Annotated in this window: 14 protein-coding genes; 7 read left to right on the forward strand and 7 right to left on the reverse strand. The window is 61.4% G+C overall.

Annotation, left to right across the window (positions count from 1 at the left end):
• The first annotated feature begins 111 nt into the window (after positions 1–111).
• The 5 genes from rloA (at position 112) to AC3RCM_RS18170 (ending at position 5,533) form a co-directional block, all read left to right on the forward strand.
• Positions 112–648: a retropepsin-like aspartic peptidase RloA gene (gene rloA / locus AC3RCM_RS18150; protein ID WP_010953297.1), complete on the forward strand. Its 537-nt coding sequence runs from the start codon at positions 112–114 to the stop codon at positions 646–648.
• Between the two features lie 5 nt (positions 649–653).
• A complete protein-coding gene (rloB, locus tag AC3RCM_RS18155; RefSeq protein ID WP_014591660.1) occupies positions 654–2,189 on the forward strand; it encodes an osmotic stress tolerance membrane protein RloB in 1,536 nt (511 codons plus the stop codon).
• Positions 2,189–3,169 carry an alpha-L-glutamate ligase-like protein gene (locus AC3RCM_RS18160; protein ID WP_064493421.1) on the forward strand — a complete coding sequence of 327 codons (981 nt, stop codon included), beginning with the start codon at positions 2,189–2,191 and terminating at the stop codon, positions 3,167–3,169. Before rloB ends, AC3RCM_RS18160 begins: the two co-directional genes overlap by 1 nt.
• Before the next feature lie 208 nt (positions 3,170–3,377).
• Positions 3,378–4,718 (forward strand): aminodeoxychorismate synthase component I, encoded by a 1,341-nt coding sequence (gene pabB, locus AC3RCM_RS18165; RefSeq protein WP_104887345.1) that lies wholly within the window; start codon positions 3,378–3,380, stop codon positions 4,716–4,718.
• Between the two features lie 80 nt (positions 4,719–4,798).
• Entirely contained in the window at positions 4,799–5,533 is a 735-nt protein-coding gene (locus AC3RCM_RS18170) for a phosphoadenylyl-sulfate reductase (protein WP_003250299.1), read from the forward strand.
• 170 nt (positions 5,534–5,703) lie between these two features.
• On the opposite strand, the gene cysB is transcribed toward AC3RCM_RS18170, so the two are convergent.
• The 3 genes from cysB to AC3RCM_RS18185 all read right to left on the reverse strand — a co-directional run bounded on the left by cysB (position 5,704) and on the right by AC3RCM_RS18185 (position 8,376).
• Positions 5,704–6,678: an HTH-type transcriptional regulator CysB gene (gene cysB, locus AC3RCM_RS18175; protein WP_010953293.1), complete on the reverse strand. Its 975-nt coding sequence runs from the start codon at positions 6,676–6,678 to the stop codon at positions 5,704–5,706.
• Positions 6,679–6,806: 128 nt separating this feature from the next.
• A complete protein-coding gene (locus tag AC3RCM_RS18180; RefSeq protein WP_003250295.1) occupies positions 6,807–7,304 on the reverse strand; it encodes a universal stress protein in 498 nt (165 codons plus the stop codon).
• 124 nt (positions 7,305–7,428) lie between these two features.
• A complete protein-coding gene (locus AC3RCM_RS18185) occupies positions 7,429–8,376 on the reverse strand; it encodes a putative 2-dehydropantoate 2-reductase (RefSeq protein ID WP_064493423.1) in 948 nt (315 codons plus the stop codon).
• A gap of 232 nt (positions 8,377–8,608) precedes the next feature.
• Between AC3RCM_RS18185 and AC3RCM_RS18190 the strand changes: the two genes are divergently transcribed.
• Positions 8,609–9,685 (forward strand): 3-deoxy-7-phosphoheptulonate synthase, encoded by a 1,077-nt coding sequence (locus AC3RCM_RS18190; RefSeq protein WP_014591663.1) that lies wholly within the window; start codon positions 8,609–8,611, stop codon positions 9,683–9,685.
• 69 nt (positions 9,686–9,754) lie between these two features.
• Here the strand turns inward: AC3RCM_RS18190 and AC3RCM_RS18195 are convergent, their stop codons facing one another.
• Complete coding sequence (locus AC3RCM_RS18195; protein ID WP_003250290.1) at positions 9,755–10,036, reverse strand: GNAT family N-acetyltransferase; 282 nt, start codon at positions 10,034–10,036, stop codon at positions 9,755–9,757.
• 507 nt (positions 10,037–10,543) lie between these two features.
• Here AC3RCM_RS18195 and AC3RCM_RS18200 point away from each other — a divergent pair.
• The gene (locus AC3RCM_RS18200; protein ID WP_003250288.1) at positions 10,544–10,795 is read left to right on the forward strand and encodes an Lpp/OprI family alanine-zipper lipoprotein; all 252 of its coding nucleotides are present in this window, start codon (positions 10,544–10,546) and stop codon (positions 10,793–10,795) included.
• Between the two features lie 133 nt (positions 10,796–10,928).
• Here the strand turns inward: AC3RCM_RS18200 and AC3RCM_RS18205 are convergent, their stop codons facing one another.
• The 3 genes from AC3RCM_RS18205 to AC3RCM_RS18215 form a co-directional block, all read right to left on the reverse strand.
• Positions 10,929–11,906, reverse strand: a complete 978-nt coding sequence (locus AC3RCM_RS18205) for a L,D-transpeptidase family protein (RefSeq protein ID WP_020192894.1) — start codon at positions 11,904–11,906, stop codon at positions 10,929–10,931.
• Positions 11,907–12,019: 113 nt separating this feature from the next.
• Positions 12,020–12,310 (reverse strand): hypothetical protein, encoded by a 291-nt coding sequence (locus AC3RCM_RS18210; protein WP_014591666.1) that lies wholly within the window; start codon positions 12,308–12,310, stop codon positions 12,020–12,022.
• 58 nt (positions 12,311–12,368) lie between these two features.
• Positions 12,369–12,974 (reverse strand): arylesterase, encoded by a 606-nt coding sequence (locus tag AC3RCM_RS18215; protein ID WP_020192893.1) that lies wholly within the window; start codon positions 12,972–12,974, stop codon positions 12,369–12,371.
• Positions 12,975–12,984: the final 10 nt, after the last annotated feature.

The following is a 12,984-nucleotide window of genomic DNA, read 5'->3' on the forward strand; positions in this document are numbered from 1 at the left end:
CTGTCATGCATTCGTGCCTGTTGACAGATAAACGAGGAAGCTTGCGCAGTAATTGCCAGTCACCTTGACCTGAACCTTGCCTAGAACCTTGCAATGCACCGCGCCAGGAATATGAGACTTACACCCGTTTTATTGCTGCTATGCCTCACCCTGCTGCCGGCCCTTGGCCAGGCTGCGGGCAAGACCGTGTATGGTCTCAACGAATACGCACATCTGGGCGACCTGGACCTGGAAGTGGCCGCCAAGCTCGACACCGGCGCCAAGACCGCGTCGCTCAGCGCCCGCGACATCAAGCGGTTCAAGCGCAATGGCGAAAGCTGGGTACGCTTCTACCTCGCCATCGATGCGGCCCATTCGCACCCGATCGAACGCCCACTGGCACGCGTCAGCAAGATCAAGCGCCGGGCCGGCGACTATGATGCCGAATCGGGCAAGGCCTACACGGCCCGCCCGGTCATCGAACTCGAAATCTGCATGGGCCAGACCAGGCGCACCATCGAAGTCAACCTCACCGACCGCAGCGCGTTCCAGTTCCCGCTGTTGATCGGTTCCGAGGCACTCAAGCACTTCGACGCACTGGTTGACCCAAGCCTTAAATATGCGGCCGGCAAACCTGCCTGTGCCACCGACGCTCCCAAAGCAGAGTAATCCCGATGCGCTCTCTTACCCTCCATCTGAAAGTCCTGATCACCGTGCTGGTGCTATTGGGCGTGGCGGTCACGGCTTATCAGATCTTCGTGCTCGGCATCCCGGTGACCGAGGATGAAACCGACGACCTGTGGAACATCGACGCCAAGGTCGAGTTCGTGGCCAGCAGCAAGGACCCGGTCAAGGTGCAGATGTTCGTGCCACCGCTGAACCGCGACTACGTCAGCCTCAACGAGAGCTTCATCTCCAACAACTACGGGGTCAGCATCAACCGTGCCGACGGCAACCGCAAGGTTACCTGGTCGGCACGTCGCGCCAGTGGCAACCAGACCCTCTACTACCGCCTGGTACTGACCAAGCGCTACAGCAACGAGAAGACCAAGGTCAAAGGCCCGACCTTCCGTGACAGCCTGGCCGTCGAAGGCCCCGAGAAGATCGCCGCTGAAGCGCTGATGGCGCCTATACGCCAGCACTCGGCCGACGTCGAGACCTTCGTCAGCGAGACCATCAAGCGGGTCAACAACCTCAACGACGACAACGTCAAGCTGCTGCTGGCCGGCGACACTTCGGCAATGAAGAAGGCCCAGGTCATCGACCTGCTGCTGTCCATCGCCCACGTGCCGATGGAAAAGGTGCACACCATCCGCCTGCTGGCCGACACCCCGCAAACCCCGGAGCTGTGGCTGCGCAGCTTCAACGGCGACGACTGGCTGTACTTCAACCCGGACACCGGTGAGCAAGGCCTGCCGAGCGACCGCCTGCTGTGGTGGACCGGTGACGACAACCTGATCACCGTCGATGGCGGCAAGAAGGCCACCGTCACCTTCAGCATGAACAACAGCGAGATGAACGCCATCCGCCTGGCCAAGCTGACCGACGAGAACACCGACGCCGACTTCCTCGAATACTCGCTGTACGGCCTGCCGCTGCAAACCCAGCAAACCTTCATGATCATGGTCATGATCCCGATCGGCGTGCTGGTGATCCTGGTGCTGCGCAACCTGATCGGCATCCAGACCCTGGGCACATTCACCCCGGTGCTGATCGCCCTGGCGTTCCGCGAAACCCAGCTGGGCTTCGGTATCATGCTGTTCACGGTGATCACAGCCCTGGGCCTGTCGCTGCGCTCGTACCTGGAACACCTCAAGCTGCAGATGCTGCCACGCCTGTCGGTGGTCTTGACCTTCGTCGTGGTACTGATTGCCGCCATCAGCCTGTTCAGCCACAAGCTGGGCCTTGAACGCGGGCTGTCGGTAGCGCTGTTCCCGATGGTGATCCTGACCATGACCATCGAACGCCTGTCGATCACCTGGGAGGAGCGTGGTGGCGGCCATGCCATGAAAGTGGCCATCGGCACCCTGTTCGCCGCCTCCCTGGCACACCTGCTGATGATGGTGCCGGAGCTGGTGTACTTCGTGTTCACCTTCCCGGCGGTGCTGCTGATCCTGGTGGGCTTCATGCTGGCGATGGGCCGTTATCGCGGCTACCGCCTGACCGAGCTCGTGCGCTTCAAGGCCTTCCTGAACAAGGCAGACACCTGATGTTTGGCCTCATCAAGACGTGGAAAGCCCTGGAGGCCCGGGGCATCATGGGGATCAACCGGCGTAACGCGGACTATGTGCTGAAGTACAACAAGCGCAGCCTCTACCCGATCGTCGACGACAAGATCATCACCAAGGAGCGCGCACTGGCGGCCGGCATCCATGTGCCGGAAATGTACGGCATCATCGAGACCGAAAAAGAGATCGAGAAGCTCGACCAGATCATCGGCGGCCGCAGCGATTTCGTCATCAAGCCGGCGCAAGGTGCCGGCGGTGACGGCATCCTGGTAATCGCCGACCGCTTCGAGGACCGCTACCGCACAGTGTCGGGCAAGATCATCAGCCATGAGGAAATCGAGCACCAGATTTCCAGCATCCTCACTGGACTGTACTCCCTCGGCGGGCACCGCGACCGCGCGCTGATCGAGTACCGCGTGACCCCGGACCAGATATTCAAGAGCATCAGTTACGAAGGTGTACCGGATATCCGCATCATCGTACTGATGGGCTACCCGGTGATGGCCATGCTGCGCCTGCCGACTCGCCAGTCCGGCGGCAAGGCCAACCTGCACCAGGGCGCCATCGGTGTGGGTGTCGACCTGGCCACCGGCGTGACCCTGCGCGGCACCTGGCTGAACAACATCATCAGCAAGCACCCGGACACCACCAACGCGGTGGACGGCGTGCAACTGCCGAACTGGGACGGTTTCATGAAGCTGGCCGCTGGCTGCTATGAACTGTGCGGCCTGGGCTATATCGGCGTGGACATGGTGCTTGACCAGGACAAGGGCCCGCTGATTCTCGAGCTCAACGCCCGCCCGGGGCTGAACATCCAGATTGCCAACGATTGCGGCCTGACTCAGCGCACCCATGCCATCGAGGCGCACATCGAAGCACTGGCCAAGGAGGGTGTGACCGAAGACGCCGAGCAGCGGGTACGGGTAGCACAGGGTCTGTTCGGGCATGTGCCCAGCCGCTGAAATACAGGGGCTGCCTTGCAGCCCATTCGCAGCACAAGGTTGCTCTTGCAAGCACTGCAGTTGATTCATGCGCTTCGCTCAACCTGCAGGAACTGCCTTGTGCTGCGTATGGGCCAAACACAATGTTGAATGTCGTACCCAGCGCTAGGCGCTTTTCCTGCACAGGTCTACAATCGCCCTCCTCGCTTTTACATCGCCGTCCATACTGATGCCGACCTGCACGCTACACCCCCTGCCCTACCAGCCCGACCCTGCCGCCTATTTCGCCCACCTGCGCCAGGCCCCCGGTGCGATCCTGCTCGACAGCGCGCGCCCCGGTGCCGAACGCGGGCGTTTCGACCTGCTCAGCGCCTGGCCGCTGCAACAACTGCAGGCGCAGCCCGATGAAGATGGCCGCGTCTTCCTCCAGCGCCTGCGCGCTGGCCTGGCGCAACTGGGCCACGCCGACTTGCCCAACGGTGTAGAGCTGCCCTTCGCCGGGGGCCTGATCGGCTACCTGAGCTACGACTTCGGCCGCCGCCTGGAACACCTGCCAAGTCTGGCCGTGGACGACCTGGGCTTGCCAGACGCACAACTGGGCCTGTATGCCTGGGCACTGGTCAGCGATCATCTGCTCGGCACCAGCCAGCTGGTGTTCCACCCGAGCCTGGCCGGCGACGAGCGCGAACGCCTGATCAGCCTGTTCCAGGACACCAGCGCCACCACCGGCGACTTCCGGCTGCTCGCGCCGATGGCCGGCGACCTGGAGCCGGAGCAATACAAAACCGCTTTCGACCAGGTACAACGCTACATCCAGGCCGGTGACTGCTACCAGATCAACCTCACCCAACGCTTTCGCGCACCCTGCCAAGGCGATCCATGGCGGGCCTACCAGGCCCTGCGCCAGGCCTGCCCGACCCCCTTCTCCGGCTACCAGCAACTGGCCGACGGCAGTACCCTGCTGAGCTTTTCGCCCGAGCGCTTCATCCGCGTCAGCCAGGGCCAGGTGGAAACCCGGCCGATCAAGGGCACCCGCCCACGCGCCAGCGACCCGGCGGAAGACCAGCGTAATGCCCAGGAGCTGCTGCACAGCCCGAAGGACCGCTCGGAAAACCTGATGATCGTCGACCTGCTGCGCAACGACCTGGGGCGCACGTGCGAGATTGGCTCAGTGAAGGTACCGGAACTGTTCAGCCTGGAGAGTTACCCCAATGTGCACCATCTGGTCAGCAGCATCACCGGCCAGCTGGCCAGCGACAAGGATGCGCTTGACCTGATCGGCGACAGCTTCCCTGGCGGCTCGATCACCGGCGCACCGAAGATCCGCGCCATGCAGATCATCGACGAACTGGAACCCGCGCGCCGCGCGCTGTACTGCGGCTCGCTGCTGTATGTGGATGTGCGCGGCGAAATGGACAGTTCGATCGCCATTCGCAGCTTGCTGATCAAAGATGGCCAGGTCAGTTGCTGGGGCGGCGGCGCGGTGGTAGCCGACTCGCAGTGGCAGGCCGAGTATGAAGAGTCGATCGCAAAAGTGCGGGTGCTGATGCAGACCCTGCAGGGCTTGTGAGCCCATCTAGACCACGATTTTTTTGTTACCATCCCCCTACTACGAGCGCACAGCGCCACAGCCAAGATGGAAACCGCCTGATGAGCCAACCCTTCGACGTCGCCGCCCTGGCCGCGACCTATGCCAACAAGTCCCCGCAGGACATCCTCAAGCTTGCCTTCGAGCACTTCGGTGATGACCTGTGGATCTCCTTCAGCGGCGCCGAGGATGTGGTGCTGGTCGACATGGCCTGGAAGCTGAACAAGCAGGTAAAGGTATTCAGCCTCGACACTGGGCGCCTGCACCCGGAGACCTACCGGTTCATCGACCAGGTACGCGAACAGTACAACCTGCCCATCGAGATCCTCAGCCCCGACCGCGCCAAGCTCGACCCGTTCGTCAAGGAAAAGGGCCTGTTCAGCTTCTACAAGGACGGCCATGGCGAGTGCTGCGGCATTCGCAAGATCGAGCCGCTGCGACGCAAGCTGGCCACCGTCAGCGCCTGGGCCACCGGCCAGCGCCGCGACCAAAGCCCGGGCACCCGCAGCCAGGTGGCGGCATTGGAAATCGACAGCGCCTTTTCCACGCCTGAGCGCACGCTGTACAAGTTCAACCCACTGGCGCAGATGAGCAGTGAAGAGGTATGGGGTTATATCCGCATGCTCGAGCTGCCGTACAACAGCCTGCACGAGCGTGGCTTCATCAGCATTGGCTGCGAGCCATGCACCCGCCCGGTGCTGCCAAACCAGCATGAGCGTGAAGGGCGCTGGTGGTGGGAAGAGTCGACGCAGAAGGAATGCGGGTTGCATGCGGGCAACCTGATCAGCAAGGCTTGAGATAGCTAGGGCGGCCTGTAGGAGCGGGTTTACCCGCGAAGAAGACACCGCGGTGGATGGCACGGGCTTCGCCCGTGTTCGCGGGCAAGCCCGCTCCCACAGGGATCGCGCCAGCTTTTAGACATTGAGCAAGGGCCGTTACTCCCACAGCGACCCCATCACCCCCCGAATCAGTGCACCGGCAGTTCGACGCCTTCGAACAATTCTTCCAGCTCTTGCTTGTTATGGCACTGAATGGCCTTGGCCATCACTTCACGGGTCAGGTGCGGGGCAAACTTCTCGATGAAGTCGCACATGAAGCCGCGCAGGAAGGTGCCACGACGGAAGCCGATCTTGGTGATGCTGGCTTCGAACAGCTCACTGGCATCCAGCGCCACCAAGTCACTGTCGAGCTTGGCGTCCACAGCCATGCCGGCAACGATACCCACGCCCAGCCCCAGGCGCACATACGTCTTGATCACGTCGGCGTCAGCCGCGGTGAAGACCACTTTTGGCGTGAGGCCGCGGTGATTGAAAGCCTCATCCAACTTCGAGCGCCCGGTGAAACCGAACACGTAGGTGACGATCGGGTATTCGGCGACGGCTTCCAGGGTCAGTTTCGGCAGCTTGGCCAGTGGGTGCCCCTGTGGCACCACAACGCAACGGTTCCACTTGTAGCACGGCATCATGATCAGGTCGCCGAACAGCTCCAGCGCCTCGGTGGCGATGGCGAAATCGACCGTACCGTCCGCAGCCATCTCGGCAATCTGCATGGGCGACCCCTGATGCATGTGCAGGGACACCTCCGGATACTGCTTGATGAAGCTGCTGATAACCGGCGGCAACGCATAGCGCGCCTGGGTGTGGGTGGTGGCGATGGACAGCGTGCCCTTCTTCTCGTTGGAGAACTCCTGGGCAATCTGCTTGATGCTCTCGACCTTGCGCAGGATTTCGCCTGCGGTATTGATGATGCGCTCACCGGCCGGGGTAACGCGGGTCAGATGCTTGCCGCTGCGGGCAAAGACTTCAACACCCAATTCGTCTTCGAGCAGGCGGATCTGCTTGCTGATACCTGGCTGGGAGGTATACAGGCTCTGCGCCGTCGCGGAGACGTTGAGGTCATGGTGCGCCACTTCCCAGATGTAGCGCAGTTGTTGAAGCTTCATAGGTTTCCCTCGGTTCAGCGGTGAGTCCGCGGCAGCAGGCAGCGACGATATATAACTATATTAGTGGTTCTGGAAATAAATCTAGAACTATTTTGTTACATGCCCGCGGAAATGGACTGCACCTATCTTCACGTTTTCCTACGCCCCAGATGCTGCGCCAAGGGCACCATGTACACCGGCACCGGCGACAGCTGCAGCAGCCGCACCGCCGTGCGCCCCAGCGGTACATCCACCCCGGCACCGGCACTGTGGCTACCGAATATCAACAGGTCGACGCTGAGCCGCTGGGCCTGGTCGAGAATCACCTGCGCCGGGTCGCCCTGACGCACACGCACGGCCTTGATCACCGCCAGGTCAGCCTCTTCGCCCAACTCGTCGCGAAAGTTTTCCAGCACACGCTGCTCTATGTTCGCCATCACTGTGTTCACCCCCTGGCTGTGCAATTGATCGAGCGTCTGCTCATCGAGGTAGCTTTGCAGGAGGGATTCGGCGAACTGGCCCATCGGCTCGACCGCGTGGATCACATACAACTCGGCACCGAACGTGCGCGCCAGGGCCAGCGCGTGTTGCATCACGAAAGGGGCGTAGACACCGAGGTCGGTGGCGTACAGCATGGAGCGGATCATTCGACCTCCTCGACTGCCGCAGCGGCAGAGCAAGCTTCAGCTTAGCAGCGCGCCGGACGCTCGCTTTGCCGTCCGGCGCGCTGCTGCCGTGGGCTGGAGGGCCCCGCCGAAGCCTCGGCCACCCTCAGGCCGGCCGGTCGCTGCTGTCGATGAAACTCAGCGCTTGGTACAGCATTTCAGTGCGCGGCATGCTGCAGCCTGCCGCCCGTGCGCGTGCCAGCGGCTCAGCGTAAATGGCCTCCAGCTCCAACGGGCGTTTGTGGACATGGTCGTGATACATACTCGGCCAGTAGTCGGGCATGCGCTCGGTCACCTGGAACAAGTGCTCGGCATAGCCCGCGGGCAGTACATGACCACAGGCTGCCGCCCCCTGCACCACCTCGGCCATCAAGGCCTGTATCAGCTCGCGGCTATTGCTGTCGGCCATCAGTGGCGAAGTGCTGGCCCCCAGCAGCACCGACAGCCCGTTGTAAGGCACGTTCCACACCAGCTTCTGCCAGCGCGCCAAGGCCAGGTTCGGCATGGCCTGCGAGTCGATCCCCGCAGCCTGGAACAACCCGGCGCCTTCATTCACCAGCGCGACACCGAAATCGGTGGCCGGCCCGCTGTGATACCCCAGGTTGACCGCCCCCAGCGCCTGGTGGTGGATTACACCTGGAGCCTGGCGGTTGACACAGATGAAGCACAGGCCGCCGAGCAGGTGCATGTCGCTGCGCAAGGCCGGACGCAATTGCTCCTCTACACCCAGGCCGTTCTGCAACAGCACCACCTTGGCGCCGGGCGCAGCAGCCTGGACGATCAACGGTGCCAACTGCTCGTTGCTGGTGGCCTTGGCCCCGATCAGGAGCCAGTCACAGGGCGGCATGTCGGCGGCACTGACGTAAGCCTGCACATTCATGTGCACTGCGCCATGCACGGCACTGTCCAGGCTCAGCCCGCGCTCACAAACGGCCTGGTACTCGCTGCGCAACAGAAAATGCACATCGAAACCGGCCCGGGCCAGCATCAACCCATAAAAGCCGCCGATGGCGCCACTGCCGATGATGCCGATGTGAGGGGGGTGCGAATGCATGCCAATCTCCAGGTAAAGGGTCAGCACTCTTTTTACACAGGTTACGTAGCGCTGGGCAGTCCATTCGCGCGCAACACCCTCGCTCAGGTAAAAACCCCACAATGACTGGGTTCAGCCCATTGTCGTGCCATCTGTAACGCGCTAAGGTTCGGCTCCCCGCTGCGATTATTCTTGCTGCTGGGCCGCACGGGGATAGTTGGCGGCCGGCACCCGTGACCTGACGAGTAACACGATGGCTGATTTACCGATCGATGACTTGAACGTTGCCTCCAACGAGACCCTGATCACCCCTGATCAGCTCAAGAAGGAAATCCCCCTCAGCGCCAAGGCCCTGCAGACCGTGACTGCCGGCCGTGAAGTGGTGCGCAATATTCTCGACGGCAAGGACCATCGCCTGTTCGTCGTGGTCGGCCCTTGCTCCATCCACGACATCAAGGCAGCCCACGAATACGCCGAGCGCCTGAAAGTGCTGGCCGAAGAAGTGTCCGATACGCTGTACCTGGTCATGCGCGTGTACTTCGAAAAGCCGCGCACCACCGTCGGCTGGAAAGGCCTGATCAACGATCCGTACCTGGATGACTCGTTCAAGATCCAGGACGGCCTGCACATCGGCCGCAAGCTGCTGCTGGACCTGGCCGAAATGGGCCTGCCGACCGCCACCGAAGCGCTCGACCCTATTTCGCCGCAGTACCTGCAAGACCTGATCAGCTGGTCGGCCATCGGTGCCCGCACCACCGAATCGCAAACACACCGCGAGATGGCCTCGGGCCTGTCCTCGGCGGTGGGTTTCAAGAACGGTACCGACGGCGGCCTGACGGTTGCCATCAATGCCCTGCAGTCGGTGTCCAAGCCGCACCGCTTCCTGGGCATCAACCAGGAAGGCGGCGTGTCGATCGTCACCACCAAGGGCAACCCATACGGCCACGTGGTACTGCGCGGCGGCAATGGCAAGCCGAACTACGACTCGGTCAGCGTCGCCCTGTGCGAACAGGACCTGGCCAAGGCCAAGATCAAGGCCAACATCATGGTCGACTGCAGCCATGCCAACTCCAACAAGGACCCGGCCCTGCAACCGCTGGTGATGGAGAACGTCGCCAACCAGATTCTCGAAGGCAACCAGTCGATCATCGGCCTGATGGTCGAAAGCCACCTGAACTGGGGCTGTCAGTCCATTCCGAAAAACCTGGACGATTTGCAGTATGGCGTGTCGATCACGGACGCCTGCATCGACTGGTCGGCTACCGAGAAAACCCTGCGCAGCATGCATGCCAAGCTCAAGGATGTGCTGCCGCAGCGTAAGCGCGGCTGAACATTGCGGGAATGAAAAACGCCGGGCACTGCCCGGCGTTTTTTGTTGTGTCTGGCGCCTGTCGTCAGCTCAGGCCTTGCTCGAATGCCGCTGCTGGCGCTCCATGTAACGCTCCACATACGAGCAAGACGGGATCACCGTGTAGCCCATCTGCTCGGCGTACTCCAGAGCCCGCTCGGTCAGGGCGGCAGCGATCCCACGGCCGCGCAGGGCGTTGGGCACGAAGGTGCGATAGATGTCCAGCGTCTGCTTGCCCAGATCCATGTACGTCAAGTAGGCACGATGACCGTCCACGTTGGTCTCGAACTGATGACCGGCCTGGTCATGGTGGATGGTCAGCGCTTCGCTCATCACTACTCCTCGCAGGTCTTCTCGGCAGACCCTTACCTTAACCGATGGTGGTTTATCCGGCACAGAATCCTCTACGCCACCTGTTGCCGCTTCGACCATTGGACGATTGTAATCGTTCGGATCGTCTGGCACTGACAAGATAGTAGGCACCGCAAGCGGGATTGCTCAAGGTGCTGGCGGTTAAAAAAGGCTAAACCGCCGCGTAGGCGACTTTCCCAAGCCCGCCCAACAGCCACCGGATGTACTAGGGCTTAAGACGCTGATCGACAGTTAAAGTCACCCTTAGTTCAACAAAAAAGTTCCTGTACCACAACCGCTTGCGAACCCTGCAGTTTTTTTTCACAGACACGTCGCAAATCTTGTCGGCGCGGAGTCAAGCAACATTTTTTTTGCAGTTCTTGCGCTCTGTCAGTTTACTTACTACAAGTAATGGGTACTATGTACGCCGGCCAGTTTCTCTTTCCTGAGAGATGGCTATTTAATAGAAAGTCCTTGAAGGGGAACACGATGAACAACGTTCTGAAATTCTCTGCTCTGGCTCTGGCCGCAGTTCTGGCTACCGGTTGCAGCAGCGTATCCAAAGAAACCGAAGCTCGTCTGACTGCGACTGAAGACGCAGCAGCTCGCGCTCAAGCTCGTGCTGACGAAGCCTACCGTAAGGCTGACGACGCAATGGCAGCCGCTCAGAAGGCTCAGCAGACCGCTGACGAAGCCAACGAGCGCGCCCTGCGTATGCTGGACAAAGCCAGCCGCAAGTAATAATCCTCACGGATTGTTAAGAAGCCGACCCACTTGTGGGTCGGCTTTTTTATTGCCTTTGAAACCGACAAACGCGGTCAGCAGGTACGAAAAGGCCTGCACTAAGGGCAGGCCTGGGTACGCCGAAATTACCTTACTGCAGTTCGGGCGGAATGCTCGTCACCATCGGTGCGGCCCCTTGGTTTTCCACCGGCACGGCAATTTCTACCGGCATACCATCTTCTGCAGCCACCACGTCACGCACCATGTCCCAGTTCATGCGTAGGTTATTGGCCAGGTCTTCGCGCTTGAGCAAGGCATTGATAACTGCGGTGTGTTTGTCGACAACCGACGGGTTACCCTGGTCATCCAGCGGCGTGTGCGCCTCAAGATAGACCTTGCCAGCGCTGATACCGAACTTGTAAGGCTCGTTGATGATGCGCACCGGAGTCCCCACCGGCACCATCTTCGACAGTTCAAGCACGTTGTTGTTGAACATGCGGAAGCAACCGTGACTGGTGCGCATGCCAATGCCGAACTTCTTGTTCGAACCATGGATCAGGTAGCCCGGTACGCCCAAGGTGAACTTGAACGGCCCCAGCGGGTTGTCCGGGCCAGCCGGCACCACAGTCGGCAGGATGTCACCGTCCTCGGCGTGCTCTTTGCGAATCGAAGCGGGCGGCGTCCAGGTCGGGTTGGGCGTCTTGGCGGTGATCCGGGTGTTGGCGATCGGCGACCCCCACCCCTCGCGACCAATGCCCAGCGGGAAGGTGTACACCACGCTCTCCCCCTTGGGGAAGTAGTACATGCGGTACTCGGCCAGGTTGATGACGATGCCTTCGCGCGGGCCCGGCGGCAGGACGAAACGGGTCGGCAGGATGATCTCGGTGCCGGCGCCCGGCAGCCAAGGGTCCACGCCGGGGTTGGCGGCAATCATTTCCAGGTAGCCGAGGTCGTTCGCGGTGCCGATATCGGCGAACGTGTCCTCGTACTTTGCCTTGATCACATGCACTTGGCCGACGATGTCTTCACCGGGCGGTGGCAGTGGCAGCTCCAGCGCAGCAGCGGGGCCCGCTACCAACAGGGCGGCCAGGGACAGGCTACGGGTGACGGCAGGAAAGCGCGGCAACATCCGGTAAATCCTTCGAAAGGTGGGTCAAGAGGGTCGATTGTACACCCGTGCCGATGCAAGCGGGAGGCATTGGCACGTTGCAAGCGTTTCAGATGATGAAAGGTGCTTTTCGTTCAGCTGCCGTGCAGCTCTGGCCACACCGGACGCATGCCACGTCGCTGGGCATCGAGGATGGCACGGCACAGCTCACACAGGCGACCATCGCGGTAGATCGATCGCGGCACCCCCGACCAACGCGGCTGGGCTGGCAGCAGGCCGCCACACAAAGTACGGTCGACCGGCACGCCCAGCTCGAGCTGACGGGCCACGAGGTGGACGCGGCTTTCCTGGCAGGCGAACAGGTCGAGCTGCTCGTCGGGCTCGATCAGTTGATAGGCATACAGGGACCAGGCAGGGCGCGGCATTTGGAGCACTCGAAACGGGGGGCGCAACATTAGCCCAAAGGCGGCCCCGTTTAAAGCTTCACAGCAAGGGTTTTATCGCTGGCCAGGCATTTTCCAGCAGGCGCTGCTGAGCCCCCTGGGCCGGATGGATGCCATCAGCCTGCATCAGTTCAGGCACTCCCCCTACCCCTTCGAGGAAAAACGGCACCAAAGGAACCTGTTTGTCCGCTGCCAGCTGTTCATACACCTTGGCAAAGGCGGTGGTGTAACGCACACCATAATTGGGCGGCAGGCGCATGCCCAATAGCAGCACCTTGGCCCCTGCCTGACGCGAATGCTCGATCATCGAGGCAAGATTTTGTTGCAATTGTGCAGGCGACTGCCCGCGCAGGCCATCGTTGCCGCCCAGCTCCAGCACCACCAGGCTCGGTTTATGTGCTGCAAGCAGCGCCGGCAGCCGCGCCTGGCCACCTGCGCTGGTGTCACCACTGATCGAAGCATTGACCACTTTGTCGTCAAAACCTTCGTCCCTGAGGCGGGCCTGCAAGAGAGACACCCAGCCCTGACGGCTATCCAGGCCAAAACCGGCGCTGATACTATCGCCAACAACCAGCAGTGTTCCTGCCGCTGCGCTCTGGGCCAGGCAATACAGGGCCAGACCGGCACTCAACCACCACACTCGCATCGGATTCTCC

It is taken from the genome of Pseudomonas sp. GW823-FHT05G12 (assembly GCF_058795575.1).

Bases quoted from the DNA above. Each gene is read 5' to 3' on its own strand.
- rloA (WP_010953297.1), top strand. From the start codon at position 112: ATGAGACTTACACCCGTTTTATTGCTGCTATGCCTCACCCTGCTGCCG.
- rloB (WP_014591660.1), top strand. From the start codon at position 654: ATGCGCTCTCTTACCCTCCATCTGAAAGTCCTGATCACCGTGCTGGTG.
- AC3RCM_RS18160 (WP_064493421.1), top strand. From the start codon at position 2,189: ATGTTTGGCCTCATCAAGACGTGGAAAGCCCTGGAGGCCCGGGGCATC.
- pabB (WP_104887345.1), top strand. From the start codon at position 3,378: ATGCCGACCTGCACGCTACACCCCCTGCCCTACCAGCCCGACCCTGCC.
- AC3RCM_RS18170 (WP_003250299.1), top strand. From the start codon at position 4,799: ATGAGCCAACCCTTCGACGTCGCCGCCCTGGCCGCGACCTATGCCAAC.
- cysB (WP_010953293.1), bottom strand. From the start codon at position 6,678: ATGAAGCTTCAACAACTGCGCTACATCTGGGAAGTGGCGCACCATGAC.
- AC3RCM_RS18180 (WP_003250295.1), bottom strand. From the start codon at position 7,304: ATGATCCGCTCCATGCTGTACGCCACCGACCTCGGTGTCTACGCCCCT.
- AC3RCM_RS18185 (WP_064493423.1), bottom strand. From the start codon at position 8,376: ATGCATTCGCACCCCCCTCACATCGGCATCATCGGCAGTGGCGCCATC.
- AC3RCM_RS18190 (WP_014591663.1), top strand. From the start codon at position 8,609: ATGGCTGATTTACCGATCGATGACTTGAACGTTGCCTCCAACGAGACC.
- AC3RCM_RS18195 (WP_003250290.1), bottom strand. From the start codon at position 10,036: ATGAGCGAAGCGCTGACCATCCACCATGACCAGGCCGGTCATCAGTTC.
- AC3RCM_RS18200 (WP_003250288.1), top strand. From the start codon at position 10,544: ATGAACAACGTTCTGAAATTCTCTGCTCTGGCTCTGGCCGCAGTTCTG.
- AC3RCM_RS18205 (WP_020192894.1), bottom strand. From the start codon at position 11,906: ATGTTGCCGCGCTTTCCTGCCGTCACCCGTAGCCTGTCCCTGGCCGCC.
- AC3RCM_RS18210 (WP_014591666.1), bottom strand. From the start codon at position 12,310: ATGCCGCGCCCTGCCTGGTCCCTGTATGCCTATCAACTGATCGAGCCC.
- AC3RCM_RS18215 (WP_020192893.1), bottom strand. From the start codon at position 12,974: ATGCGAGTGTGGTGGTTGAGTGCCGGTCTGGCCCTGTATTGCCTGGCC.